The sequence below is a fragment of the Candidatus Jidaibacter acanthamoeba genome (genome assembly GCF_000815465.1).
Taxonomy (GTDB): domain Bacteria; phylum Pseudomonadota; class Alphaproteobacteria; order Rickettsiales; family Midichloriaceae; genus Jidaibacter; species Jidaibacter acanthamoebae.
In genome coordinates, this window is sequence record NZ_JSWE01000096.1 from 109,139 (window position 1) to 134,778 (window position 25,640).

24 protein-coding genes are annotated in these 25,640 nt (G+C 35.3%); 16 read left to right on the forward strand and 8 right to left on the reverse strand.

Annotated elements, in window-relative coordinates; all coding sequences use genetic code 11:
- Positions 1-4: 4 nt before the first annotated feature.
- The 6 genes from NF27_RS04720 (at position 5) to NF27_RS04745 (ending at position 5,819) form a co-directional block, all read left to right on the forward strand.
- Positions 5-781, forward strand: a complete 777-nt coding sequence (locus tag NF27_RS04720; RefSeq protein WP_039456398.1) for a methyltransferase domain-containing protein — start codon at positions 5-7, stop codon at positions 779-781.
- 89 nt (positions 782-870) lie between these two features.
- Positions 871-1,911, forward strand: a complete 1,041-nt coding sequence (locus NF27_RS04725; protein WP_038537555.1) for a rod shape-determining protein — start codon at positions 871-873, stop codon at positions 1,909-1,911.
- Positions 1,911-3,575: a ribonuclease J gene (locus NF27_RS04730; RefSeq protein ID WP_152606845.1), complete on the forward strand. Its 1,665-nt coding sequence runs from the start codon at positions 1,911-1,913 to the stop codon at positions 3,573-3,575. Before NF27_RS04725 ends, NF27_RS04730 begins: the two co-directional genes overlap by 1 nt.
- A gap of 7 nt (positions 3,576-3,582) precedes the next feature.
- Positions 3,583-4,482, forward strand: coding sequence for a hydroxymethylbilane synthase (gene hemC, locus NF27_RS04735; protein WP_039456405.1), 900 nt, complete (start codon positions 3,583-3,585; stop codon positions 4,480-4,482).
- Positions 4,483-4,541: 59 nt separating this feature from the next.
- Complete coding sequence (locus tag NF27_RS04740) at positions 4,542-5,261, forward strand: HAD family hydrolase (RefSeq protein ID WP_039456408.1); 720 nt, start codon at positions 4,542-4,544, stop codon at positions 5,259-5,261.
- Between the two features lie 48 nt (positions 5,262-5,309).
- Complete coding sequence (locus NF27_RS04745; RefSeq protein WP_039456411.1) at positions 5,310-5,819, forward strand: DNA-3-methyladenine glycosylase; 510 nt, start codon at positions 5,310-5,312, stop codon at positions 5,817-5,819.
- On the opposite strand, the gene NF27_RS04750 is transcribed toward NF27_RS04745, so the two are convergent.
- Positions 5,803-6,771: a hypothetical protein gene (locus NF27_RS04750; RefSeq protein WP_039456413.1), complete on the reverse strand. Its 969-nt coding sequence runs from the start codon at positions 6,769-6,771 to the stop codon at positions 5,803-5,805. The two genes, NF27_RS04745 and NF27_RS04750, sit on opposite strands and share 17 nt — an antisense overlap.
- Positions 6,772-6,940: 169 nt before the next feature.
- The gene (locus NF27_RS04755; RefSeq protein ID WP_039456414.1) at positions 6,941-7,648 is read right to left on the reverse strand and encodes a VIT1/CCC1 transporter family protein; all 708 of its coding nucleotides are present in this window, start codon (positions 7,646-7,648) and stop codon (positions 6,941-6,943) included.
- A 199-nt stretch (positions 7,649-7,847) separates the two neighbouring features.
- Between NF27_RS04755 and rpsT the strand changes: the two genes are divergently transcribed.
- The 5 genes from rpsT to NF27_RS04780 all read left to right on the forward strand — a co-directional run bounded on the left by rpsT (position 7,848) and on the right by NF27_RS04780 (position 12,939).
- Positions 7,848-8,120 carry a 30S ribosomal protein S20 gene (rpsT, locus tag NF27_RS04760; protein ID WP_039456416.1) on the forward strand — a complete coding sequence of 91 codons (273 nt, stop codon included), beginning with the start codon at positions 7,848-7,850 and terminating at the stop codon, positions 8,118-8,120.
- Between the two features lie 103 nt (positions 8,121-8,223).
- Positions 8,224-9,618: an ArnT family glycosyltransferase gene (locus NF27_RS04765; RefSeq protein WP_161791804.1), complete on the forward strand. Its 1,395-nt coding sequence runs from the start codon at positions 8,224-8,226 to the stop codon at positions 9,616-9,618.
- Positions 9,619-9,620: 2 nt separating this feature from the next.
- Complete coding sequence (locus NF27_RS04770) at positions 9,621-10,292, forward strand: phosphatase PAP2 family protein (protein WP_053332585.1); 672 nt, start codon at positions 9,621-9,623, stop codon at positions 10,290-10,292.
- Positions 10,293-10,380: 88 nt separating this feature from the next.
- Complete coding sequence (locus tag NF27_RS04775; protein WP_053332586.1) at positions 10,381-11,400, forward strand: HlyD family secretion protein; 1,020 nt, start codon at positions 10,381-10,383, stop codon at positions 11,398-11,400.
- Between the two features lie 3 nt (positions 11,401-11,403).
- On the forward strand, positions 11,404-12,939 hold the full coding sequence (locus NF27_RS04780) for a DHA2 family efflux MFS transporter permease subunit (protein ID WP_053332587.1): 1,536 nt from the start codon (positions 11,404-11,406) through the stop codon (positions 12,937-12,939).
- On the opposite strand, the gene mutM is transcribed toward NF27_RS04780, so the two are convergent.
- Both mutM and NF27_RS04790 read right to left on the reverse strand, forming a co-directional pair.
- Entirely contained in the window at positions 12,936-13,751 is an 816-nt protein-coding gene (gene mutM / locus NF27_RS04785) for a bifunctional DNA-formamidopyrimidine glycosylase/DNA-(apurinic or apyrimidinic site) lyase (RefSeq protein ID WP_039456423.1), read from the reverse strand. The two genes, NF27_RS04780 and mutM, sit on opposite strands and share 4 nt — an antisense overlap.
- Before the next feature lie 13 nt (positions 13,752-13,764).
- Positions 13,765-15,075: a UDP-glucose dehydrogenase family protein gene (locus NF27_RS04790; RefSeq protein WP_039456425.1), complete on the reverse strand. Its 1,311-nt coding sequence runs from the start codon at positions 15,073-15,075 to the stop codon at positions 13,765-13,767.
- 136 nt (positions 15,076-15,211) lie between these two features.
- Between NF27_RS04790 and mutL the strand changes: the two genes are divergently transcribed.
- Entirely contained in the window at positions 15,212-17,062 is a 1,851-nt protein-coding gene (gene mutL, locus NF27_RS04795) for a DNA mismatch repair endonuclease MutL (protein WP_039456427.1), read from the forward strand.
- Positions 17,063-17,202: 140 nt separating this feature from the next.
- Complete coding sequence (locus NF27_RS04800) at positions 17,203-17,985, forward strand: ankyrin repeat domain-containing protein (RefSeq protein ID WP_039456429.1); 783 nt, start codon at positions 17,203-17,205, stop codon at positions 17,983-17,985.
- A gap of 69 nt (positions 17,986-18,054) precedes the next feature.
- Here NF27_RS04800 and mltG read toward each other — a convergent pair whose 3' ends face one another.
- Genes mltG through NF27_RS04815 form a run of 3 tightly spaced genes read right to left on the reverse strand, consistent with a single transcriptional unit; the run spans position 18,055 to position 20,590 of the window.
- Positions 18,055-19,044: an endolytic transglycosylase MltG gene (gene mltG / locus NF27_RS04805; protein ID WP_039456430.1), complete on the reverse strand. Its 990-nt coding sequence runs from the start codon at positions 19,042-19,044 to the stop codon at positions 18,055-18,057.
- Positions 19,044-20,306 (reverse strand): beta-ketoacyl-ACP synthase II, encoded by a 1,263-nt coding sequence (fabF, locus tag NF27_RS04810; protein ID WP_039456431.1) that lies wholly within the window; start codon positions 20,304-20,306, stop codon positions 19,044-19,046. Before fabF ends, mltG begins: the two co-directional genes overlap by 1 nt.
- A gap of 38 nt (positions 20,307-20,344) precedes the next feature.
- On the reverse strand, positions 20,345-20,590 hold the full coding sequence (locus tag NF27_RS04815; RefSeq protein ID WP_038537595.1) for an acyl carrier protein: 246 nt from the start codon (positions 20,588-20,590) through the stop codon (positions 20,345-20,347).
- Positions 20,591-20,792: 202 nt separating this feature from the next.
- Between NF27_RS04815 and nuoH the strand changes: the two genes are divergently transcribed.
- The 3 genes from nuoH (at position 20,793) to NF27_RS04830 (ending at position 23,720) form a co-directional block, all read left to right on the forward strand.
- On the forward strand, positions 20,793-21,797 hold the full coding sequence (gene nuoH / locus NF27_RS04820) for an NADH-quinone oxidoreductase subunit NuoH (protein ID WP_039456432.1): 1,005 nt from the start codon (positions 20,793-20,795) through the stop codon (positions 21,795-21,797).
- 263 nt (positions 21,798-22,060) lie between these two features.
- Positions 22,061-22,633 carry a LemA family protein gene (locus NF27_RS04825; protein ID WP_039456434.1) on the forward strand — a complete coding sequence of 191 codons (573 nt, stop codon included), beginning with the start codon at positions 22,061-22,063 and terminating at the stop codon, positions 22,631-22,633.
- A gap of 19 nt (positions 22,634-22,652) precedes the next feature.
- Complete coding sequence (locus NF27_RS04830) at positions 22,653-23,720, forward strand: DUF3137 domain-containing protein (protein ID WP_039456436.1); 1,068 nt, start codon at positions 22,653-22,655, stop codon at positions 23,718-23,720.
- Positions 23,721-23,821: 101 nt separating this feature from the next.
- Here the strand turns inward: NF27_RS04830 and NF27_RS04835 are convergent, their stop codons facing one another.
- Entirely contained in the window at positions 23,822-25,525 is a 1,704-nt protein-coding gene (locus tag NF27_RS04835; RefSeq protein ID WP_161791805.1) for a hypothetical protein, read from the reverse strand.
- Positions 25,526-25,640: the final 115 nt, after the last annotated feature.

Below are 25,640 nucleotides of genomic sequence, written 5' to 3' on the forward strand. Positions count from 1 at the left end.
AAAAATGCAAGTATCCGACTATAGCATATTTGATAGAGAATTTTATAAACTAAATATAAAAAGATGTGTAAAAAATTTTAAAAAACATGATTTTCTGGTTAACGAAGTATCCGAAAATGTGGCCGAAAGAATTAGGGAGTTTTCAAAAAGGTTTGATAATGCTTTAATCTATGGTTTGTTTGACCGATCGGTTCTAGATGAAAAGATTGATATTAAAAGAGGGTTTCCTGTTTATGAGTTCACTCAAACCTATAATCAGGGTGAATGCATTGTATTTGATGAAGAATATAATACTTGCATTGAAGATAGTTATGATCTCATCATTTCTAACCTCTCTCTTTCCTTTGTGAATGATTTGCCCGGAGCATTAATTCAATATAAAAAAATATTAAAAAAAGGAGGGGTATTTATCGCTACTCTCTTCGGCGGAGATACTCTAAAAGAATTAAAAGATGTGCTGATAAAAACCGATAGTAAGTTTTACGGTGGAAGCAGGCCGCATATAATACCTTTTATAGACATTAAAGACGGAGCTGCATTATTGCAAAGAGCAGGTTTTACGCAAGCTATCTCGGATTCATTTAATATAATTGGTAGATATTCATCTATATTCAACTTGCTTAGAGATATAAAAGGAATGGGGCAGAGCAATTGTCTAAGCGCCAGAAGTAAAATTATATTGCCTAAAAACTACTTTTCTGAAGCTGAAGAAATATATAAAAAAGACTACAATCTTGAAGCAACATTTGAAGTTATAACAATAACGGGTTTTAAAGCTTAATAAATACCTTGTTAAACTCATTGCATAATAAGTAATTTTATACTAAAAATCTCTTACAACATAATTTAAATCATCAATGTAATTTAATCATGCTTTCAAAACTTTTAGGTCTTTTTTCCTCTGATATGGCTATTGATCTCGGTACTGCTAATACTTTAGTTTATGTTCCAAAAAAAGGTATTGTTCTTAATGAGCCATCAGTGGTTGCATTGCTTAATGACAGAGGGAGTAGTATTCCTTATGCATTCGGTAGTCAAGCTAAGATGATGCTGGGAAAAACGCCGGCTGAAATTAATGCATTCAGGCCGCTTAAAGACGGCGTAATTGCTGATTTCAAAGGCGCCGAGGAAATGATTAAATACTTCATAAATGCGGTTCATAACAAACGTAGTTTCTTTGCACGTCCTCTGGTAATAGTATGTGTGCCGTCCGGTTCAACTGCTGTTGAACGCAGAGCTATTCAAGATGCTGTAGAAAGTGCTGGAGCTAGAGATGTATTTTTAATTGAAGAGCCGATGGCAGCTGCAATAGGAGCTAATTTGCCGGTTACCGAGCCGACCGGTTCTATGATAGTTGATATCGGAGGCGGCACCACGGAGGTTGCGGTAATTTCTTTAGGCGGAGTGGTTTATGCCAAGTCGGTTAGGGTCGGAGGAGACTCTTTGGATGAATCGATCATTTCATATATCAGAAGATATCATAATTTATTAATCGGTGAATCTACCGCAGAGAAAATTAAGAAAGAAATCGGTGCAGCTTGCAGGCCTGAGGGTGAGCCTAGGACTATGGAGATTAAGGGTAGGGATTTAATAAACGGTATACCTAAGGAAATCGTGCTTTCCGAAGCACAAATTTCCGATAGTTTAGAAGAGCCGGTCAAGCAAATTATTGAAGCTGTCAAGCTGGTACTGGAATCCGCTCCGCCTGAGTTATCATCCGATATAGTTGATAGAGGAATAGCGCTAACCGGAGGAGGAGCTTTACTTAGAGGGCTTGATAAAGTAATCAGAGAAGCGACCGGTCTTCCTGTTTTTGCTGCTGAGGAGCCGCTGAATTGCGTAGCTATGGGTACCGGAAAAGTTCTGGAAAACTTTGAGGAATTAAAACATGTTCTTTTTAAACAAGATTAATTGGTCTAATGAATATAAAATATAATAATGAAGACCTGCTTTTTGCCGCACTTGGCGGAGCAGGAGAAATCGGCATGAACTGTTACGTTTACTACCATAAAGGTAAATGGCTCGTGGTCGACTTAGGCATCGGATTCGCCGATGAGTCTTTGCCGGGTGTGGAGATTATCGTACCTAACATTAATTTCTTAATTAAAAATAAACATGATATTGCCGGGCTTGTGCTTACTCATGCACATGAAGATCATATAGGTGCCGTGCAATATTTATGGCCGGAACTAGAATGCCCGGTTTATACCACTAAATTTACTTCTGCTGTGCTTAAAGCAAAATTAGCGGATGTAGGATTAGAAAACGAAGTAGATATCACGGAAGTGCCTGAAAATAGTAAATTTTCTGTTGGTCCTTTTGATATAGAATTTTTTAATATTACTCACTCCATTCCTGAAATGCACGGGCTTATGCTTAGGACTGATAAGGGTAATATATTTCATACCGGAGATTGGAAACTTGATATTGACCCTATTATCGGTAATGCAACTAATGAAGAAGCATTAAAGAAATTCGGTGATGAAGGTATTCTTGCCCTTGTATGCGATTCAACCAATATATTTAACCAAGGCAGCTCAATTTCAGAAGGGGAGCTTCAAAAGAGCCTTCAAGATATCATTTGCGGATTTAAAAATAACTTGGTTATTGTTACGACTTTTGCATCTAACATTGCGAGAATTCACTCAATTGCAAAAGCTGCCGAGTCTGCGAACAGAAGAGTTGTTTTAATCGGTAGATCGCTCTGGAGAGTATATGAGGCTGCTAAACAATCCGGATATTTAGAAGATTTGCATCCTTTCTTAACCGATAGAGAAGCTAAACACTTAAAGCGTGAGGAAATGCTTGTTATCTGTACGGGTTGCCAAGGTGAGCCGCTGGCGGCCACCAATAAGATTGCAAACCATATACACCCGAGCATAAAAGCACAAAAAGGTGATGCAATAATTTTTGCTTCAAAAATTATCCCGGGCAATGAAAAGAAAATCTTTAAATTATTTAATCAATTCTGCAAACTAAGAATGGAAGTCTTAACTGAAAAAGACCATTTTGTCCATGTATCAGGGCACCCTGCAAGAGATGATGTTGCAAGGATGTATGAATTGCTTAGACCACAAATTGCCATACCTATGCACGGTGAAGCCGTTCATTTACATGAACATACGAAATTTGCACTTGAGCACGGCGCTAAACAAGCTGTGGAAGTTGAAAACGGAGATGTGATCAGTATTGAAGAAAACGGGGCTAATAAAATAGGAACCGTAACCAGCGGTAGTTTAGCGATCGACGGTAACTATATTTTGCTGCCGGATTCTAAACTGATAAAAGCCAGAAGAAAAATGCGCGATGAAGGCTTAGTAATTATTACCCTCTTAATCAACAGTAAAAGAAAGCCTTTCAGTTTACCCCTCGTGGTAGCTCCGGGAGTGCTTGACGAAAAGGATGACAGTGAGGTTATTGATGCGATTAAAGAAGAAATTTTCAATCATGTGAGTAAAGGTAAATTCCGTCATAGAATTGAAATTGAAAAATACATAGTTTCTACGGCAAAAAGGATAGTGAAGGCAGAAGCCGGCAAATATCCCGAAATAATAGTTCAAATTGAGCAAATTTAGGAAGCACATGAAGATTAGGGTGGGCACAAGAGAGAGTCAGCTTGCTCTTGCCCAAACAAATATAGTTATAAATGAAATTAAAAAACATTATCCTGAAGCAGAGTTTGAAATCATAAGGATTAAGACTACAGGGGACATGTTGTACAATAAAAATTTAGCACTGATTGGTGGTAAGGGACTATTTCTAAAAGAAATTGAGGAGAGTTTGATCGCTTCAAAAATTGATCTTGCCGTTCATTCCATGAAGGATGTACCTGCGGTTTTACCCGAATCATTAATTATTGATAGCGTGCTAGAAAGAGAAGATGTGAGAGATGCTTTTATTTCCGATAAATATAATTCCTTGGAGCAGCTTCCGTTTGGAGCCGTGGTCGGCACCTCTTCTTCCAGAAGAAAAGCGGCAATTTTGAGTAAAAGGCCTGATCTGATAGTTAAAAACTTTAGAGGAAACGTAATCACCAGGCTTGATAAGTTGGCAAAAGGTGAGGTTGATGCAACCATTCTTGCTTATGCAGGTTTAAAGAGGTTAGGACTGGAAAAGGTTGCAAAATATATTTTTGATTGTAAGGAAATGTTACCTGCAATTGCGCAAGGCGCAATCGGAATTGAAAGAAGAGTAGCTGATGAAAAAATGGCTGAAGTAATCGCAAAAGTGAACCATACGGAGACCATGACTTGTATTACGGCTGAAAGATCATTCTTATACCACCTCTCCGGGGATTGTACTACGCCTATCTCTGCTTATGCTACTTTAGCGGGTGAGCAACTAAGCCTAGTAGCGCAGCTCGCTGAAAGTGACGGCACAATATTATATTCTTCCTCGCAAACGGGTAGCAAAAAGCAGGCCTTAGAGATTGGTAAAGCTGCTGCCGATGAAATTAAGAATAAATCTGGTATTTTAAATTAATACTAAATATATTTATTAATTAGTATTAATTTATTAGCTACAAAAAAGGGGAGTAGGTAATGAGAGAAGCTAGAGTATTATATGAGCAACCGGCAAAAAGGAAATCGACTTTAGTATGCTTTGATTTTGATCAAACAATATTAAACGAGCATTCTCATAATCAAATTAAATGTAAGCAACTAAGTAATTTTAGTGAACATATTGAAGCGGATTACCTAGGAGAACTAATAAATCAAGAGCCTGATGGAGTGTTTAAAAATAGAGAAAAATTACTGGAAACTTTTAATCTCTTCTTTGAGCAGGGGCATAATATTGCAATAACTTCTTTTACTGAATATAAATCTTTGATAATTCCTGTTCTGAAGTTTTTGGGATTATCGAAAGAACAGCTTAGTAAAATTCATGTTGAAGCTTGGTTGCCGAAAACACAAGATTATATGTCCAAGTTTGGTAAAAACGGGCATATCAGAAAAGCAATGGATCATTTCAAGGTTAATGAATATCAACTTGTTATGTTAATTGATGATAGCATAAATAATATTGAAATAGCTAAGCATAACAATATCAAAACAGTATTAGTTTCTACAAAACATAATCCTGACCCGGCATATCTGGATGAATCAGTTAAGCTTGGCGAAGAGCTTATAAAGCAAGCTACCGCAAAAGATAATGAGCCGGAGGTTTTGACTTCGAAAGAAAAAAATACTTCTTGGGTTGCAAGAGAGAACGTTCGAAATTATAACCAATTGGGTTCAAATCAATTAGGTTTAAATTTATAATTAAATAATGTAAAAAATAACAGGTGATAATATATTCGAATTTTTCATATGCAGAAGCTTGATCTCAAATTTTTTGAGCGCCCAACTTTACTGGTTGCTGAAGAACTAATAGGAAAATATTTTATATTTAATGATAAAAAGCTAATTATTACCGAAACGGAGGCATACATTGGCCGAGATGATGAGGCATGTCATGCGGCAAGGGGCAAAACTAAGCGAACGGAGGTGATGTTCGGTAGAGCGGGGTGCTTATATATATATTTTATATACGGCATGTATTATTGCATGAATGTAGTTACCGAAGAGGAAGGATCGGCAGCGGCGGTTTTAATTCGTGGAGCTTTGGATATAAGTAAGCCTGAGCAGAAGCTCCTAAACGGCCCGGGTAAACTTTGTAAAAATTTATCAATTGATAAAACTTATAATACTTTAGATATAGTAGAAAACGACCGAATTTATTTCTTAGGTTCCGACTTAAAATATGAAATACAATCTACTCCGAGAATAGGGATCTCTAAAGCAAAAGATAAGCCCTGGAGGTTTATTGCAAATCTCTGAATAAAAATTTTTGCATTTGTTTCATGACGAGTGGAATTGCACTAAAATAAGGGTAGCCGTCTTTATTATATATATTAAGCCAGGATTTAGTTAAAACTTCCAAAGAAATAAGTGAATGAATATCAGTTTCCTTTTTAGTATCAATAAGATCAAAAAAGTCAGCTATTTCAGTTCCTATAATTTTTGAGGTTCCAACCACAGCATACTCTTTAATCATGGTATCTAAAAATATATTATTCTTCGGCATTAGCCATTTTTCATCATTTCTTAAAATTGCCTCACAAACCGGTTTAGAAAATTCCTCAGTAGATTTTTTTAATTGGAAGTACAGCCCACTTGAAAATATATCCATTTGCTCATGTGGAATGAAAGCATCGGGAAAAATATAAAGTTTAAGAAGTTCAAGAATATTATCAACCGAATCAATTGCTGCAGCAGAAATCCCAGCTCCGAGTTTTTTGCCGGTTATAGGAGATATATTTATACCTAAGATTGCCGCTCCGGCTGATAAGCGTGTATTTGTAATAAAGCGTTTAAACGCGATTATGTTATTAGCTTTAAATCCAAAATAATTTATTATGTCTTGGCTATTAATTTCTAATAAATCTTCTAACATCTTTATAAATATTAAACTGGAAGTCAGATGTGGATTAGAATAAACGCTAATAATGAAAAGAGTTATTGATCCTAAAGTATTTAAAGATTCATAACTTGGTAAAAAGCTTCTTATATACTCTTCACTAAGATGTGAATTTAGTTGTTCGGTTAATGAGGGAGTATTATTGGCAAAAATATCTAAATACTGATTAATGTCAGAGGAGGTAACGGTTTTATGACAATTTAAAATATTATCGTATTCTGGGGTATGAAAGTATATTTCTAATATTTCATCTTGTAATATATTATCAGTAGTTGCACTATATGCATCATCTATATTTTGATTATTTTCCATTATATCTTATAAAATCCGTTGCCGTTTTTTTATTTTATTTAAAAAATATGTATTTTATGTAATTAAAGTATTTTTTGCTCAAATGAGTTTGAGCAATTTTGCACCATGTTAGGACATGTTGTCAATAGGAAGCTTGATAAGAATTTATTTCAGTCAAACTAGGGAAAGTTTAAGCAACCAGCTTTGCAATTGAATAAGCTGCAGTTGCTGCAATGCCGCCAATGAAACAAGTATGTAGTGCTGATTTAAGTACGGATACTCCGGTACACGCACCTTTAAAAGCTCCGAATCCTAATAGTGCTATAGTTGTTGCAACTACCGAAATACTTAATGCCTTTTCAATACTACTTGTAAACATATAAGGTGATAATGGAACGAATCCTCCTATTGCATAAGCGGAACCTATTATAAACGGGCTTATTACCTCTCTGTTTTTATCAGGTTTCTCCAAATTTAATTCGAAACGCATCATAAAATCGCGCCATTTTTTCGGATCCTTTCTTAAAGAGTCCACAATAAGTTTTTTACTTTCAATCTCAGTAATCCCGAAATCTTCTATAATTGCTTCCACTTCCTTCGCCTCTATTTCCGGAACTTCTTCAATTTCTTTAGTCTCTCTGGCAAGCTCAGTCTCATAATGTTCCCTTTGAGTTTTCGCCGCCAAATATCCTCCCATCCCCATTGCTATTGTTCCCGCAGCAATCTCGGAAACCCCTGCAATCACAATGATATTCGAACAATCTATGGCACCGCTTAAGCCTGCAACAAGTGCAAAAGGGACGGTAAGACCATCTGCCATACCTAATACAAAATCCTGAAGATAGACCGAAGACTTAGAATGATGTTCTTGATGAAATTCACTATTTGATTGCAGCATACTACTAAAGTTAATAAACCTTTAAACGCTGAAGGTTAGAAATTTATAAGCATTTGTCAATAAGTAACTATGATTAAAGTTTTTTTAATAAATAAATTTTGTATAAAGATTTAGCTTGGTAAGGTTGTGCTTGACTTTAATCATCGTTTTATGTAAAAAGCTACTTTAAAGTAATTCAAATTTTTGAGATATTAATTAAATGGCAAATCATAAGTCTGCAAAAAAAGCTCATTTAACATCATTAGACAACAGAGCTAGAAATAAATCTGTGCTTAGCAGAATCAAAACTTTTATAACAAAAGTTGAAAATCTTATTACTTCAAATGATTCTAAAGAAGCTGAGCTGGCTTTAAGAAGTGCTGAATCGGAAATCATGAAAAGCGTTACAAAAGGTGTTTTAAAGCTTAATACCGCAGCTAGAAAAGTAAGTAAGCTTACTAAAAGAGTTAAATCAATGTCACAAGCTGCTTAATGAGTATTAAAAGTTGTTGAGGAAAGGTTTAAAAAATAATTCTCAACTTGCTTTTATAATTCTCTCAACGGTTTTATTAGTTTTTAGGTTATTTGCAATTAAAGTGAATAACCTTGAACTTTATGCTGATGAAGCCCAGTATTGGGTTTGGGCTCAGCACCCTGATTTCGGTTATTATTCTAAGCCTCCCCTTGTTGCATGGTTAATTGCTTTTTCTACTAAGTTGTTTGGTAATTGCGAATTTGCAATTAGGGTTTTTTCTCCCTTTCTTCATTTTATTACCGGGTTCATAGTTTATCTGATCGGGAAAAATTTTGGCAATAAAGTAGCCTTTCTGTCGGGTTGTGTATACATCACAACACCTGCTATATTCGTCTCTTCATTTATAATGTCAACTGATCCCGTTTTGATGATATTATGGGCACTTTCGTTTTACTTTTTCCTTAACGCATTAAATAGTAATAAATTTATCTATTGGGTATTATGCGGGGTGGCATCAGGCTTAGGAATGCTGGCAAAATATAATATGCTTTTCTTTTTGCTGTCTGCATTTTTATATATGTTTTATATAAGCAAATCTTTTAGATTTGTTTACTCCAAAAATTTTATAGCGGCTTTAATATCGGCTCTTCTAATTTTTAGCCCGAATTTACTCTGGAACATTAACAACATGTTTGTAAGTTTTATGCATACTGCTGATTTAGTGCAAGGGGATCCGAGTAGTAAATTCAATTTTAAAAAGTTAGCTGAATTTTTCTTCGCACAGTTCGGTGTATTCGGCATAATTACTTTCGGTTTTCTTAATGTTTCCGCCTATCTTTGGTGGAGAGGTAAACTCAATGATAACTATAAGATACTGTGCTTCTTCTCTATCCCGATTCTATCCTTTATGTTAATTATCGCCTTCATTTCCAGGGCGCATGCAAATTGGGCGGCTCCGATTTATATAACCTCTTCCGTTTTAGTAGTATTAACGGCTAAAGATTTAAATAAATTAAATTTAATAAAATTCAGCATAGGGCTACACCTTGTTGTCGGTTTGGGTATAATGTTTTATCAGCCTTTATGCCAAAAATTTGGTATGAAAATAGCGCCTAAATATGATGTTTATAAGCGCTTAAGGGGCGGAGAAGAGCTGGGGAGAAATATATTAAGAATTAAAGGAGATTATGATACTGCTATAATTGCAGTAGATACGAGAAAGGATTTATCATTGATAAATTATTATACTAAGCAAAGCAAAGTAGAAATTGTGAAGTGGAATCCTACCAAACGCATCTCGGATTATTATGCATTAACTACTGATGCAAATAAATTTATCGGTCAAGATATGTTAGTCGTGTTTCAATATTCTGATGAAGAAAGAAGGCTGAGTGATGAAAAATATTTAAGGAATTACGCAGAAAAGGTAAAGTTTATCGAGGTACTTGATAACTCTACTGCTCCTTCTCACCCTAAATACCAAATCTTTTATTTAAAAAAATTTAAAGGGTACTAATGATGTTAAATAAAATTATATTTTTAACAATATTTACTATTATAGCTATAGTGTTTTATAGAAATGGAAATATAGACTTGGCAGTTTCAGGTTATTTTTATGATCATTTACGTGGATTCTATTTAAAAGAAAGTTTGTTTGCAAAATTTACCCATAAAGTTGTGCCGTTAATTGTATGTATCTTTATTACGGGAGCAGTAATTTTGGGGACTAGAAAACTTTTAAAAGTAAAATCAGTAAACCCAAAACATTATATAAAAATTATTTATGTAATGTTAGTATGTATTACAGGTCCCGGTATAATAGTAAATATGGTGTTTAAAGAAAACTTCGGCAGGGCAAGGCCGGTCCAAGTTGAGGATTTCGGCGGAGCAGCAAAGTTTACTCCTGCATTTGTCATTGCTAATCAATGTAACACTAATTGCTCGTTCGTTTCTGGTCATGCATCAATAGGGTTTGTCTTTTTTGCTTTTGCCTTTATTAATAAGGGTAGAAAACGCATGATTTATAATATTTTAGCAATTAGCTTAGGTCTTATATTCGGTTTCGGGCGAATTATTCAAGGTGCACATTTTTTAAGTGATGTTATATTTTCAGGGGTCTTTGTATATATCACGGCATATGTTTTAGCTTTACTTATTTTGCCTAAGGAAGAAACTTCGTCTACATCTTAAAAAATTATTTTATACACTGTTAACTTTTTGTTAATAAATGCTTAAGTATACTATTTATTAAATAGGAATTAATAGTTGCATACCTGTAGTGAAAGAATTTAGTAAGAATAAAAAATTAATTATCAGCTATACAATCCCAATTATTTTAGTAATTCTAGTAGGTATTTATTACCTAAAAGAGGCCGGATACGTTGGGACTGATAACGCTTATATAAAAGCAGGAAAAATATATATCAGCTCTGAAGTAAACGGGAAAGTAGTAAACATAGCGGTTAAAGAAAATGAAAGAGTTGAAAAAGGGAGAGTTTTAATAACCATTGATGATGAGCCGTACCATATTGCTTTAAATCAGGCTAAAGCTAACCTTGATAGTACCATAAACGGTATAGAAGTATTAAAGGCACAGTATCTTGAAAATAGTGAAAGCTTAAAGCTTGCATCAATGAATAAAGATTACGCGCGGCGTGAGTTTTATAGAGCATCCGAACTTGCAAAGAAGCGTGCCGGAACTGAAGCTCAAGTAGATGCGGCCGCCAATAAACTCAATGGAACCAAGCAGCAGATTGCCATACTTGAGCAGGAGAAGAGACAATTAATAATTAATTTATCAGGTGACCCTCTAATTTCAGTTGAAAAGCACCCCAAATACATTGAAGCTAAAGCAAGCGTTGATCAGGCGGAACTAAATTTAAAGCGCACAGTATTAAGAGCTCCTAATAACGGCATAGTTAGCCAAGTTAGCACACTAAGTGTCGGAGACTATGTAGCAACCGGTTCATCTCTCTTTAGCATCGTGCTTTTGGATGATATTTGGGTTGAAGCGAACCTGAAAGAAACCGATTTAACGAATGTTAAAGCAGGACAAAAAACTAAAGTAATAATCGATACTTTTCCTAATTTGAAAGTAGAAGGTGTGGTTGAAAGTGTGGGTGCGGCAAGTGGCGCCGAATTTAGTATACTTCCTCCGCAAAATGCTACCGGAAATTGGGTGAAAATAGTGCAAAGAATACCGGTGCGTATATCAATTGAGCAGCCTGATAGCACTTTACCTTTACGTGTGGGTATGAGTGCAGTAATTGAGATTGATACTAAATCTTCGGTGGAATAAGAGATGAGAGTAGGGATACAAACACTCTTATCCAATCAGATATTAGTAACAATTTCAGTAATGCTTGCAGCTATAATGCAGACATTGGATACAACGATTGCAAACGTTGCCCTGCCTTATATGCAAAGTATATTATCCGCGACTCAGGATCAGATTACCTGGGTTTTAACTTCTTATATCGTTGCCGCGGCAATAATGACTTTGCCCACCGGTATATTAAGTATTAAGTTAGGTAGGAAGAAATATTTTATATGGTCAATAATTGGGTTCACGGTTTCTTCCATGTTATGCGGAACTGCTTTATCTTTAACTGAAATGGTTTTATTCAGGATGTTGCAAGGAGTGTTCGGTGCGGCACTGGTTCCCCTCTCTCAAGCAATTTTACTCGATAGCTATCCTAAAGAAAAGCACGGAGTTGCCATGGCTATGTGGGGTTTCGGCATTATGGTCGGTCCTATACTAGGGCCTACACTTGGGGGATATTTGACGGAATATTATAGTTGGCGTTGGGTGTTTTTTATAAATTTACCCTTTGGTATTTTAGCCTTGCTTGGAGTTATTGTTTCAGTTGCTGATGAAGCAAAATCGACTAACCAAAAATTTAATATTTCCGGGTTTTTACTTGTCAGCATAGCTGTCGGAGCACTGCAATTGATGCTGGATAGGGGGGAGATAAAAGGTTGGTTTTCTTCAACTGAAATTGTTATTGAAACTGCAATCGCATTTTTTGCATTTTATCTTTTTATCATGCATCTGTTTAACTCAAAAACACCTTTTATAACTCCCGGCCTGTTTCTTGACAGAAATTTTGTAGCAAGCGTAATCATGGTTTCAATAATAGGTATAATTTTATACGCTTCATTATCGCTACTCACACCTTTTCTGCAAAGCTTAAAAGGTTATCCCGTATTAACTACCGGCTTGGTGCTTGCGCCGAGAGGGGTAGGGACTATGGTAGCAATGATTATAGTCGGGCGTTTAATTACTAGGGTTGATACACGAATGCTTATTACCTTTGGGTTAGTTTTAATTTTATTTTCACTATGGCAAATGATAAACTTCTCGCTGGACGTTAATATCTCGCCTTTAGTTGAAAGCGGCTTAATTCAAGGCTTCGGTTTCGGCTTTGTATTTGTTCCTTTAAGTACTATTGCTTTCTCAACAATTAATTCCGCCCAAAGAACGGAAGCTGCTTCATTATATAGTTTAATGAGAAATATCGGAAGCAGTGTCGGTATATCGATATCAACCAATATTTTAGCGGAAAAAACGCAAATGATGCATGCCGTCATCTCAGAAAGTATAACACCGTTTAATCACCTTCTTCATTCTTCTTTATTCCCAAGCGCGTGGGATATCAATACTATAAAGGGACTGGCCAGTCTTAATAATGAGATTACCAAACAAGCGCAGTCAATTGCATATATTAACGACTTTGCATTCTTAATGTATATTTGTGCAGCCTCTCTGCCGCTTGTGCTTTTACTAAAAAAAACCGAGATAGAGAAGAAAGCGGATATAAGTGCAATCGCTGATTAAGACTGGCATTTCGGGCAGTAAAAGGTTGACCTGCCGGCCATTTTATTATTTAAAATTACTTCTTCACATATGTAACATTCTTGGCCTACTCTTCCATAAACCTTAAATTTATGTTGAAAGTAACCGATATCACCGCTTGACCTAACATAGTCCCTTAAAGTTGAACCGCCGGATTCTATAGCTTCAAATAAAATTATTTTAATCATTTCACAGAGAGTTGCAATTTCTCCCTCGTTTAATGATTTAGCTGCACGGAGAGGGGAAATCTTAGCTCTAAATAAGCTTTCCGCCGCATAAATATTACCTACGCCCACAATTAACGAGGCATCCATAAGCAAGGGCTTAATCGGAGCTGCTCTGTTTTTAAATATTTTATGTAAATAGCCCGGATTAAGGGCAGGGGTTAGCGGTTCGACCCCAAGGTTTTTGAATAGATTATGCGTATTGATTTCCGACCCCGGTATTACTGTATAAAGCCCGAACCTTCTTGCATCATTAAAAATTAATCTATTATCACCAGTTAAGTCAATTTCAAGGTGATTATGTTTATTATTATGAGTCTCAGTATTTAAAAGAATTTTACCGGACATTCCTAAATGAATTACTAATATATTTTCGTCCTCAAGGTGAATTAATATATATTTTGATCTTCTGGTGAGATCAGTAATTCTCTTATTTAAAAGTAAGTTGCAAAAGTTTGCGGGAGGGGTAATTCTAAACTTTTTACCTGAGGTATTAATGCTTAAAATTTTCTTACCAATTATAGGATAGAGAGAGTTTTTTACAGTTTCAACCTCAGGTAATTCAGGCATTTTATATCTCTATTTAATTAACTTTTGCTCTTCCTAATGATATATAAGTGAACCCTGAGCTACTCATTTCTTCTCTTGAATAAATATTCCTCAAATCAATTATTATCGGCTGTTGCATGCACTTCTGTAATCGGTGAAGATCAAGGGTTTTAAACTCAGCCCATTCGGTAATTATACAAAGTGCTTCCGCATTGTTTGCTGCGGTAAATAAATCATTACAATATTCGATACGATCGCCGAATATCTTCTTAGCTTCTTCCATACCTTTAGGGTCATATGCCTTAATTATAGCCCCCTTATTTTTAAGCACATTTATAATATCTATACTTGCGCTATCGCGCATATCATCAGTTTCAGCTTTAAAAGTCAGACCCAAGATTGCAATAGTCTTGCCGTTGATATCACCATTTAAGGCGGATATCACTTTACTTGCCATTTTTCGCTTACGTCTATCATTTGAATCGATGACCGCATTAATAATTAAACTTGGGATAGAAGCATCATTTGCCGTTTTCGCAAGGGCAAGAGTATCTTTCGGGAAGCATGAGCCGCCATATCCCGGACCCGGTTTTAAGAAGTGCTTACCGATTCTTTTATCTGATCCTATTCCGTTCGCAATATCTTCAATATTTCCGCCGAACTGCTCAGCTATATCGGAAATTTCATTAATAAATGCTACCTTCATAGCAAGGAATGCATTCGCGGCATATTTAATAATTTCAGCGGTGCTGTTATCTGTAAACTCAATATGTGTATCATTTGTTATGACAGGAGCATAAAGTTTTCTGGCGATTTCTTTTGATTCCTCGTCCATAGTGCCGATTACTATCCTATCAGGATAAAAGAAATCATTTACCGCCGAGCCTTCACGAAGGAATTCAGGGTTGGAAATAATACTGAATTTTAAATCCCGCCTCTTTTCTTCCAACGTTTTTTTAACCCTATTTGCGGTACCCACCGGAACGGTTGATTTTATAATGATATACTTATTATGGCTTACGTATTTTGCTATATCTTCCAACACCGAATCCAAGTAAGTCATATTAGCGTTGCCGTCTTTAGCGGCAGGAGTCCCGACTGCTATTACTAAAATATCTGCTTTATCAAGTAATGATTTATCAGTTGAAAAATGTAAGTGACCGTTTTTATTATTTTTGATTACCAGTTCTTCTAAACCCGGTTCGTAAATCGGGATTACACCTTCTTTGAGGGCATTAATTTTAGTAACATCATTATCAATGCAATTGACTTCAATACCGAAGTTGGCAAAACATGTGCCTGCAACCAACCCAACATAACCTGTGCCTATAACCGTAACTTTCATATAAAATATTTAATATAAAATTATTTTTGCAGATTAATAGATTTTTATTTTATTAGCAATTTTAGAATGATTTAAAACCATTTATTCTCTATAATTACGGATGTAAAAGATATAAACTGCTTATAAAATAATCTGCATGAAAATTAAAAGACTAACCGAAAAGACAATTAATAGAATAGCAGCGGGAGAAGTTATTGAAAGACCCCTTTCAGTGATTAAGGAGCTGGTAGAAAACTCAATAGATGCCGGTGCAAAGAATATAGTTATTGAGATTGAACGGGGAGGAAGGAACCTAATTATAATCACTGATGACGGGGAAGGGATTACTAAAGATGACCTTTTACTTGCTATTGAGCGCCATGCAACCTCAAAACTAAGTGAAGATGATATTTGCAATATAAATTTTCATGGTTTCAGAGGGGAAGCTTTGCCATCGATTGCTTCAGTTAGCAGAATGAAAATTACCAGCAGGCATATAACAAAAGACGAGGCATGGCAGATTGAAGTTTTAGGCGGTGAGGTACAGAACTTAGTTCCGGCCGGCTTAAAACAGGGTACCGTAGTAGAAGTTAGGGATTTATTTTATTTTACGCCCAATCGGCTTAAGTTTTTAAAATCCGAAAGTTCAGAAATTAGCGTATGTACTGATTTGATAAATCGTTTCGCGCTTTGCCATGCAAACATTTCTTTTAAGTTTATTTCAGACGGAAGAGTAGTATTAAATTATAAACCGAACCAAACCGACCTAAGCGGAGAGGATACCAGGGTAGGGGATATACTCGGTGCAGACTTTTTAAAAAATTCAGTAAAAGTAAGTTTTAGCCGGGATTATTTATCATTTAAAGGATACACTTCACTTCCCACCTATAGCAGAAAGACTTCAGTAAATTATTTAACCTATGTAAATAGAAGAATAATTAGGGATAAATTTTTTATAGGAGCCGTAAAAGCAGCTTATAATGGGCTAATACCACATGATAGATATCCTATGATTGCCCTATTTTTAGAAATTGACCCGTATGAAGTTGATGTTAACGTGCACCCGACTAAAGCAGAGGTACGCTTTAAGGATGAAAACTTTATTCGCGGGACTTTAATTTCCGAGATAAGAAAGGCAATTGCACAGGCAAGCGCTCCTCAGGCAAGTGGTGAAATAAATCCGTCTAAACTATATCATCCCCAGATTAATCTCTTACCACCAAGGCCGATAGTTCAGTCTTCGCTTAATATTAATCGATTTGTAGATGAAAGACCTCAGGCTAAAACTTTTAGTAATAATTTTAATCGTGAGGTTAGCACATCACAAATACATGATTCGATAACTGATAGCTTTAGGTCTGTAAACTTTGAGGTTGTGGAAAATAAATCGGTAGAAAAAGCGGAAGAGTCGAGTAGTAGTAGCGATTCTTTTCCCTTAGGTTTTGCTAAATGCCAAATCAATAATACCTTTATTATTTCGGAAAGTAAGGACGGGTTTATTATAGTTGACCAACATGCAGCACATGAGAGACTGGTGCTGGAAAAGATGAAAAAGGCAATGCAGGAAAATAGGGTAAAAAGCCAACCGTTACTCGTCCCGGAAGTGGTTGAGGTTGGGGCAGCCATGGCTGAAAAGATTCTGGAATTTTCTCTAAGCTTAAGAAAATTCGGTATTGTGATTGAAAGAAACGGGTTATCTCAGATTTTAGTCAGGGAAGTGCCGTATTTGCTTGGTAAGCTTGATATTAGAGGCTTTATCTTTGACCTGGCTGATAATATTTCGGAATATAATACAATTACAAATCTCGATGAAAAGCTTGATGAGATATGCGGCAATATTGCCTGCCATTCAAGTATAAGGGCAGGAAGAAAGCTATCCGTTGAGGAAATGAACGCAATACTAAGGGAAATGGAAAATACACCGTTCTCCTCGCAATGTAATCACGGTAGGCCAACTTTCAGGAAATTGACTCTAAAAGAACTTCATAATATGTTCGAAAGAACTTAATTATAAGTTTTAGGATAAATTTTAATATTAGCTTTAAAATTAACTTTAAGTTTTGGAAATATAATTTTAATATTTATTTACTTCTATATTTATATATAAATCTATATAATATAACAAATTAACAAATCGAATTTAATAATATGAAAAATAATACTCGGAAAAACTATTTACGTAAATTAGTAGAAGAATTTAAAGTTGTATGGATGAAAGGAGATATTAATGAGATTGATAATTTTATAGAAAATTATTCTAAATCTCTTAAAGACTTTAATTACTTTGTAGAGTGTTTAGAAAAATTACCCGAACTTTTTAAAAAAACTGTTATTTTATTATCTGATACTCATGATGGTTTGTTTTGTTATATTACAGAAAATACAGTGATAAATGGAAATTATAAATTATTGAAACTATGCTTAGAAGCTAATAAATCATTAAATCATATCAATGTGAACTATGATTATAACGGGGATGATGTAAAACCGATACTTCACCGTGCGGTTATCTCCGGTAGCATTGATTGTGTAAAGTTGCTACTTGAAGAAGGTGCAAATCCATATTTAAAAGATTATAAGGGGAGAATCCCGATCAATTATTCAAAAGATGAAGGCATAACAGAACTTTTACTTTCATGGATGAAAAAAGAACAAACTTCCAATAAACGTGATAGAGAAGACTTTGAAGGTTCTGATAAGAAAGAAGAAAACACTTCTAGTAAAAGAGTGAAAAGTGAAGAATGTTGTGAAGAGTTAGATTCTAAACAACGTGATGAGCAGATTGAAAAAAGGCGACTTGCAGCTGCTGCTGAAACACACAGTCAAGATATTACAAAATTTTTCAAGCCTCAAGATAAATCCCCGGTTGGTAAACATTCCGAAAGAATATCTAAGGAAAGTGAGGGCAAAGGTAAAGAGAAGGCTCTATAGAGTTATATGCGCTGTTTTTATACTTAATTTTTAATAAAAAGTCGGAATTTGTTTTATTGCCGACTTTTTTTATTCAGACTTTTTGCCGGTAAATGTACGAAAATTTTTCACATTAGTTAAATGCTTTTTATAAGTTTCGGAGAATTTATGGCCGCCGAGCCCGTCAGCAACAAAAAACAAATCCTTGGTATTAGCTGGGTGCAACACGGCAGCAATTGACCTAAGCCCCGGGTTCGCAATCGGGGTAGGCGGAAGCCCTTTTACTTTATACGTATTATATAATGAAGCGCTTTCCAGATCTTTATAAGTAAGACGTTTAGGAAAGGGCTCAACCCCGCCAGTCATGCCGTAAATTACTGTAGGGTCAGCTTGAAGCGGCATATTTATTTTTAAGCGATTAAGATAAACTCCGGCAACCAAAGGCTTTTCCGCATTTATACCGCTTTCCTTTTCAACAATAGAAGCTAGGGTTAAAAGTTCGTTAACATCTTTCAAAGGAATAGGTAAAGCTGAGGTAGAAATAAATAAGGTTAAGTGTTTCTCCATGCTTGAATGCATTCTTGCCAAAACGGATTCTTTTTTGGTACCGTATTTATATGAATAAGTTTCAGGTAACAAATAGCCTTCTTTATATTTCTCTTTATTTATACTGCCGCTTAAGCCATAGCTGTTATCTAATATTTTAAATACTTGGGAATTGGTTAACCCTTCGGGAATAGTAACTTTATGTATAATTACCTCCCCTCTTGTCAGCTTATGAATTACTTCTATCATCTTCATCCCGGCTTCAAACTTGTATTCTCCCGATTGTAAATATTCTTTTTTAAATGAATGTGCTTTGGAAAGTAGGATGAATAAGAGTTTGCTTTTAATTACATCTTTTTTATGAAGTAAATCAGCGATTTGATTGATTGAATAGTTCTTAGGAATTATGACAATTTTTTCTTGATGTACATGCGTTTTGTAAAACGTATTGTGATAAGAATAAACCACTGCTGTAATAAGTAGTAGTTTAAATATAAGATATATAATAAAAAATTTCTTTAACTTAGAATGCATTAAACTTTTTTAAATAATAAGCTGGCATTTGTTCCACCAAAACCAAACGAGTTTGAAAGCGCAACCTCAATTTTCTTTTCTTTTGCCGTATGGGCAACTAAATCAATATCACAACCTTCGGATGGATTATCAAGATTTAAAGTTGGAGGAATTATCCCATGCTGCATGCTAAGTATTGAAAAAATTGCTTCAACGCTTCCTGCTGCCCCAAGTAAATGTCCGATTGAGGATTTAGTTGATGACATCATCAGCTTATAAGCATGATCTTTAAACAATGTCTTAACCGCATTTAATTCGATTATATCTCCAAGCGGAGTAGAAGTGCCGTGAGCATTTATGTACCCCACTTCTTCCGGGTTAATTTCAGCTTTTTTCAATGCCATTTGCATAGATCTTAAACCGCCGTTACCGTCAGGCGCCGGAGCGGTCATATGATATGCATCACCGCTTAAACCATACCCGACCACTTCGGCATAAATCTTAGCGCCTCGCTTTTTGGCGTGCTCATATTCTTCAAGTACCACAACACCCGCACCTTCACCCATAACAAAGCCGTCACGGGCTTCATCCCAAGGTCTGGAAGCTTTTTCAGGCGTATCATTGAAATTAGTTGAAAGTGCTTTACAAGCATTAAAGCCTGCAATACCAAGCCTGCAAACTGCAGCTTCGCTTCCGCCGGCAACCATTACATCAGCATCACTTAAGGCAATAAGCCTTGCTGCATCTCCGATCGCATGTGCACCGGTGGAACATGCTGTTACAACGGCATGGTTAGGACCTTTAAATCCGTATTTTATTGAAATATGACCTGAGGCCAGGTTTATAAGGGAAGCGGGAATGAAAAAGGGACTGACTCTGCGTGCACCTTTTTCAGCTAAAATATTAGCTGTTTCCTCAATAACCGCTAACCCTCCGATACCGGAGCCAATTAATACTCCGGTCTGTTCTCTTTGCTCATCATTAGAAGGAACCCATCCCGCATCATCAACCGCTTGTGTTGCGGCCGCAATTGCATAATGAATGAATTTATCCATTTTACGAGTTTCCTTCAAAGGAATATATTTTTCCAGATCTAATCCGCATTGCTCATCTTTACCGGGAACCAGGCCGGCAATCCTGGTATTTAGGTCAGATGTATCAAATAGCTCAAGGGGAATTTTTTTAATTCCGGATTTACCGCGAATTAAATTTTCCCATGAGCTTTTTGCGTCAGCACCTAAAGGTGTAACTAAACCGATTCCCGTGATAACAATACGTCTCATAAAATGCTGCTAAGAAAAGTTAAACTTAGTTTTTTAGTTTAAGAAGCTTTATCAATTTGTGATTTTATAAAACTAACCGCATCTTCAACTTTAATGATTTTTTCCGCTGCATTGTCAGGTATTTCGATATTGAACTCTTCTTCAAATGCCATAACCAGTTCAACGGTATCCAGGCTATCTGCTCCGAGGTCATCGCTAAACCTTGCATCCGGCTTCACTTTAGACGCATCAACATCTAAATGCTCGGCAACTAATTTAATAACGCGGCTTTCGACGTCGCTCATAATTTCTCCTCTTTAGTTTCAAAAATAGCTTGAGCGCTTTAATATCATATTATTACTCAAGTTGCAAAGTTAAAATTTAAAACCGAGTTTATCAAGCATAATTTTACTTATTTTTAGGGCAGCAATGTTATATATAAATTGCGCAATTCATGAAGTTATTGTAGTAAATTATATAAGCTAATTATTTTTTATATAAAGTTATATGTTTGAAAACTTAATGTTGATTGTTGGTATTCTTGCCAAAATTTTAATCGTTGTTGTGCCGCTTATTGTTTGTGTTGCTTATCTCACCTATGCGGAAAGAAAGGTGATTGCCTCTATGCAACTTAGAGTAGGCCCTAGTGTGGTGGGGCCTTTCGGTTTATTACAGCCGCTTGCTGATGCATTAAAATTAATGTTTAAGGAACCTATTTTGCCTAAGAATGCTGATCGAGTGCTGTTTATGCTCGCGCCGATGATTACCTTCTCCCTTGCTATGCTCGGCTGGGCGGTGATCCCGGTCGGCAGTGAGTTTGTGATAGCTGATATTAATGTCGGGGTATTATACCTTCTTGCAATTTCCTCGCTTGGAGTTTACGGGGTTATCATCGCCGGGTGGGCGAGTAATTCCAAGTATGCCTTTTTAGGTGCGATAAGATCAGCCGCTCAAATGGTTTCTTATGAAGTTTCCATCGGGTTGATTATAGTTAGTGTTTTATTAGTTACTCAGTCTTTAAATTTAAGGGAAATAGTGCTGGCTCAACAAAATATGCCACTTTATTTAGAGCTGTTGTTACTACCTATGATGGTTATATTTTTCGTTTCGATTTTAGCGGAAACTAACAGGCATCCATTTGATTTGCCGGAAGCTGAAGCAGAATTGGTTGCAGGGTATAATGTTGAATATTCTTCTATGGGTTTTGCCATGTTTTTTCTGGGAGAATATGCTAATATGATTCTTATGAGTGCAATAACGGTAATTTTATTTATGGGCGGTTGGCTCCCGCCGTTTGGCATCACCTTCCTCGGTTTTGTTCCCGGAATTATTTGGTTTTGTTTAAAGATAATGTTTTGTTTATTTATCTTTATTTGGGTTAGGGCTGCATTACCGAGATACAGATATGACCAATTGATGAGATTGGGTTGGAAAGTATTCCTCCCATTAAGCCTCATTTGGGTGGTGCTTATTGCTTCGATTGTGGTTTATACGGGGTATAAGCCCGCTTAATATACCTTAAGCAGTAGTTATGGTAATAATGGAGTGAAGGAAGAGGAGAGTAAATATACTATGCACCCTCTTCTTCTTTTTACTAATAATACCTTATTAACTATATCTTGAATCTTTTGCCATACTTATTCAGATACGGCAAAACTAAATATTGGGGTATTGTAATCATTAATATCTCAGATTTTAGGAATTATCTCGGTAAGCTTGTTGCTATAAAAACAACTTAATATATACTTAATATAAGTAACTAGGGGAGAGGATATATGGATTCTATAATCTTAGGTATTATTGGTGTTGTACTAATAATATCTTATCTGTGGTATGCAAGTTTAATTTTAAAGAGAAATAATGTCAGGGGGTCTCTTTCCGGTATAGATGTGCAGTTGAAGAAAAGATCAGACTTAATTCCCAATATACTAGCCGTAGCTAAAAAGTTTATGCAACATGAAATGGAGATTATGAAAGAAATTACAGGGCTGAGAACTCAAGTAGATAAGAAATATGATCCAAATAATATTACTGAAGTAAAAAACCACTTTGCCGATTCAGAGTTACTGGCAAATAAACTTGGTCAATTCATGATGTCAGTAGAGAACTACCCTGACTTGAAATCCAATCAGGCTATGATTGAAGTGATACAATCATTAAATGAGGTTGAGGCACAACTAACCGCAGCCAGAAGGTTTTATAACTCAACAGTTACCGCACTTAATAATACTATACAAATTTTTCCGGGTAATTTAATTGCAAAACTTGCAAATATTCAGGAGCTGCCGTTTTATCAAACCGATGAGGCTTCAAAGGCACCAATTAATACAAGCGAATTTCTAAGCTAAATACCAAAAAGTAATTAACATGCTTAAAAAAATTATGCACCTTGATATAGCTACATTTATAGCATTTTTAGCAGGCAAGAAGATACCTATTTTAGACCAAGGGCAAATTCACTTCAAAACTTTCGGTGAGGAACAAAAACCCTCTATCGAACATTATAAACAATTCATTTTGCCTAATATACATAAATATGAAGAGCAACGTATTAATTTACTGAAAATATTTCGTATCCGTTGTTTTTTATTCATACCAATTTTAATTACGATCCTAACTTTGTCTACTTTATGGTATTATTTGATGGATGCTTATGGTATTACAACCGAGATTAAGAATTATACAATGGGGACAGGGCTCTTATTAGGGGTAGCCGTTCTCTGGGTATACGCGCCGGTAAGTAAGTATAAATTAGCAATTAAATCAGAAATATTTCCGCTGATATTTAGCTTCTTTAGAGGAAGCTTGATATATCAAGTGAAAAGTGATTTTCCACTCAAATCTGTTTTATCGTCCGGTATTATACCTTTATATGATTATAAGTTTATGGAAGATTCAATAAAAGGTACTTATAAGGATGTTAAATTACATCTTACTCAAGCTACATTGGAAATAGCTAATAAGGCAGGCAAAAATAATACAAGAAAAACCATATTCAAAGGAATAATTATACAACTCAGTATGAATAGATCATTTTACGGGAAAACCATAGTTAGAAAAGATGCCGGTGTTATAGGTAATCTATTTGGAAAGCAGTTTGAGACACTACAAAATGTAAAATTAGAAGACCCCGTATTTGAGAAGCAGTTTGAGGTTTATGCTAGTGATCAAATAGAGGCGCGTTATTTATTAAATCCTAGTTTTATGGAACGATTAATACAATTAGCAAAGCTATTTAATAATGAACCGATTCAATGCAGTTTTTTTGAAAATAGCCTTTTAATAACAATTTCTTCTTCAAAGGACTATTTTGAGCCCGGTTCGATTTTTGCTCCCGCCACCTTTGAAGAAGATATCAATACTGTACTTGAGCAAATGCACCTTATTTTTCAAATTATAGATATTCTAAAGTTGAATGAAAAAAACAGGTTATAAATACTTACATTGCTGTAATTCTTATAGCCGAAGTATTTTATGAAATAAAGCGAGTTATCCGGCTTAAAGACCTTATGCTAAAAATATGTAAGCTAACTTTTTTATTGCCTACCTAACTTAGCAACGTTGTTTAAGTCAGCTTCCACCCTTTTCTCAAGTAAATTTTTGGTGAAATTACCTTTAATTGTTTTACCTAATTCTTCGGAAGCTTCCTTTGCAAAGGTGGTGAATTTATCATTTCCCATAAACTTTTTGAGGAAGTCTACAAACTTATCCACTATACCCATTTTATTGATAGCATTATTTTTGCTTGCGAGGTCATCATGAAGATCAGAGGCCTTAACTTTGATGCTTTTTTCATCCTCCAGTTCAAGCTGTTTACCGGGCTCAAAGGTTTTTTTCACCTTATTAACTATTGCCTCGGCAAAATCTTCTTTTGAATTTTTATATTTTTGGAAAAGTTTGGTTATAGATAATTTCACATTAGCAGTTAATTCTTCATACTGTTTGCTGATGTTAATAAGTTCACTTTTTTCAGATGCATATTCTGAACTATTTAAGTTTTTTGCATGCTCTATTTTTGCACCGTTCATTACTAATACTTTTCTAATTTCTTGATTCGTACAAAGGCTCAAAGGTGTCTGCTGCTCGGAGTTGAAGCTATTAATTTTATCGCTATTTCTCTCAAAAAGATATTGAAGGCTAACATCACCGAATTCAGCTTTAAATGCAGGCGCCCCTTTATTTAAAGCATAAACGGCTCTATGTAATACATTATTATTATATTTATTATTTTCTACATATTTTAAATCTTCCAATGAATTAAAGCGTTCAATTTCACTAAGTGTTTTTTTGATAGCTTCGCTTCTCATTTCACTGATTAGAGGTGCGGTATATTTTTCAGGCAACCCTTCTATCTTCGGTTTTATTTCTCGCTTTACTAATAATTCAACTATGTGTTTAGGGGTGATTTCCTGTTCCTCTTTTATTGAGGAAATGAGTGAACTTGCTGCTTCACCGTTTAGGTAAGCTAATTTTGATATTGAGTCTATAGCTTTGCTTCTCTTCTCTTCAGCATTTAAACCGCTTAACTCTTGTTCAAGTTTTTCTTCGATTATTTTATAATGAGTCTTAAGACCTCTTCTTTTATATTCTTTGTTTAAGGTATCACCCGATATTCCATTTTTTTGTTGATTAAGAAATACTTCCTCAGCTTGAGCATCAGTTACTAAAACATTCCTTTTAATAGTATCTATATATTGCAGTTTTATTTCTTTATTTTCTATTTCTTTCAATGAGGCATCCAACTCTGATAGTTTGCCGGTAATATGCTCATTAAAACTTTTAATTAACTCAGATTTTTCTTGTGCAGGGATATCACCATTCTCCGCTAGTTCCAGCTCATAACGCAGCAGCTCAACTCCAATTAAAGCCTTTATATAACCATCTTTTCTGTAATTACCTGCTTTAATAGGCTCCGGGATATCATTCGGTTGTAACTTTCCGTCTTTAATGCTTTCTAAAAGTTTGGAAATAGAAAGTTTGTCGTTATTTAATTGTCCATTAATAAACCCGACATCTTTATCCGTAAAACTATTTGCATTAAAAGTGGCTGCACTTAATAAGTTTTTAACTATTTTTTGAGTTAATTCAGGATTTGTTTCTATTAACAATTCTACATTCTTAATTCCACGGTTTTCAAAAAATGATATAAGTATTTGATCTAAATCTGCTGCCAGCACAGGATCAAGAATTTTTGAAGTGTTTATCATATTTGTAAAAATGTTGCCGGGATTGCTCTTCATAAAATTATTTTATGATTTAATTATAATTTGATTATGACGCTAAATTCTTAACAAAAGGTTAATAAGGCACTTTTTAAAGCAATAAATTTATAAAGCTTATAAGATTTTAATAGTT

Excerpts from the sequence above, each read along its gene's own strand:
- NF27_RS04720 (WP_039456398.1), top strand. The coding sequence starts at position 5 with ATGCAAGTATCCGACTATAGCATATTTGATAGAGAATTTTATAAACTA.
- NF27_RS04725 (WP_038537555.1), top strand. The coding sequence starts at position 871 with ATGCTTTCAAAACTTTTAGGTCTTTTTTCCTCTGATATGGCTATTGAT.
- hemC (WP_039456405.1), top strand. The coding sequence starts at position 3,583 with ATGAAGATTAGGGTGGGCACAAGAGAGAGTCAGCTTGCTCTTGCCCAA.
- NF27_RS04740 (WP_039456408.1), top strand. The coding sequence starts at position 4,542 with ATGAGAGAAGCTAGAGTATTATATGAGCAACCGGCAAAAAGGAAATCG.
- NF27_RS04745 (WP_039456411.1), top strand. The coding sequence starts at position 5,310 with ATGCAGAAGCTTGATCTCAAATTTTTTGAGCGCCCAACTTTACTGGTT.
- NF27_RS04750 (WP_039456413.1), bottom strand. The coding sequence starts at position 6,771 with ATGGAAAATAATCAAAATATAGATGATGCATATAGTGCAACTACTGAT.
- NF27_RS04755 (WP_039456414.1), bottom strand. The coding sequence starts at position 7,648 with ATGCTGCAATCAAATAGTGAATTTCATCAAGAACATCATTCTAAGTCT.
- rpsT (WP_039456416.1), top strand. The coding sequence starts at position 7,848 with ATGGCAAATCATAAGTCTGCAAAAAAAGCTCATTTAACATCATTAGAC.
- NF27_RS04770 (WP_053332585.1), top strand. The coding sequence starts at position 9,621 with ATGTTAAATAAAATTATATTTTTAACAATATTTACTATTATAGCTATA.
- NF27_RS04780 (WP_053332587.1), top strand. The coding sequence starts at position 11,404 with ATGAGAGTAGGGATACAAACACTCTTATCCAATCAGATATTAGTAACA.
- mutM (WP_039456423.1), bottom strand. The coding sequence starts at position 13,751 with ATGCCTGAATTACCTGAGGTTGAAACTGTAAAAAACTCTCTCTATCCT.
- NF27_RS04790 (WP_039456425.1), bottom strand. The coding sequence starts at position 15,075 with ATGAAAGTTACGGTTATAGGCACAGGTTATGTTGGGTTGGTTGCAGGC.
- mutL (WP_039456427.1), top strand. The coding sequence starts at position 15,212 with ATGAAAATTAAAAGACTAACCGAAAAGACAATTAATAGAATAGCAGCG.
- NF27_RS04800 (WP_039456429.1), top strand. The coding sequence starts at position 17,203 with ATGAAAAATAATACTCGGAAAAACTATTTACGTAAATTAGTAGAAGAA.
- mltG (WP_039456430.1), bottom strand. The coding sequence starts at position 19,044 with ATGCATTCTAAGTTAAAGAAATTTTTTATTATATATCTTATATTTAAA.
- fabF (WP_039456431.1), bottom strand. The coding sequence starts at position 20,306 with ATGAGACGTATTGTTATCACGGGAATCGGTTTAGTTACACCTTTAGGT.
- NF27_RS04815 (WP_038537595.1), bottom strand. The coding sequence starts at position 20,590 with ATGAGCGACGTCGAAAGCCGCGTTATTAAATTAGTTGCCGAGCATTTA.
- nuoH (WP_039456432.1), top strand. The coding sequence starts at position 20,793 with ATGTTTGAAAACTTAATGTTGATTGTTGGTATTCTTGCCAAAATTTTA.
- NF27_RS04825 (WP_039456434.1), top strand. The coding sequence starts at position 22,061 with ATGGATTCTATAATCTTAGGTATTATTGGTGTTGTACTAATAATATCT.
- NF27_RS04830 (WP_039456436.1), top strand. The coding sequence starts at position 22,653 with ATGCTTAAAAAAATTATGCACCTTGATATAGCTACATTTATAGCATTT.
- NF27_RS04835 (WP_161791805.1), bottom strand. The coding sequence starts at position 25,525 with ATGAAGAGCAATCCCGGCAACATTTTTACAAATATGATAAACACTTCA.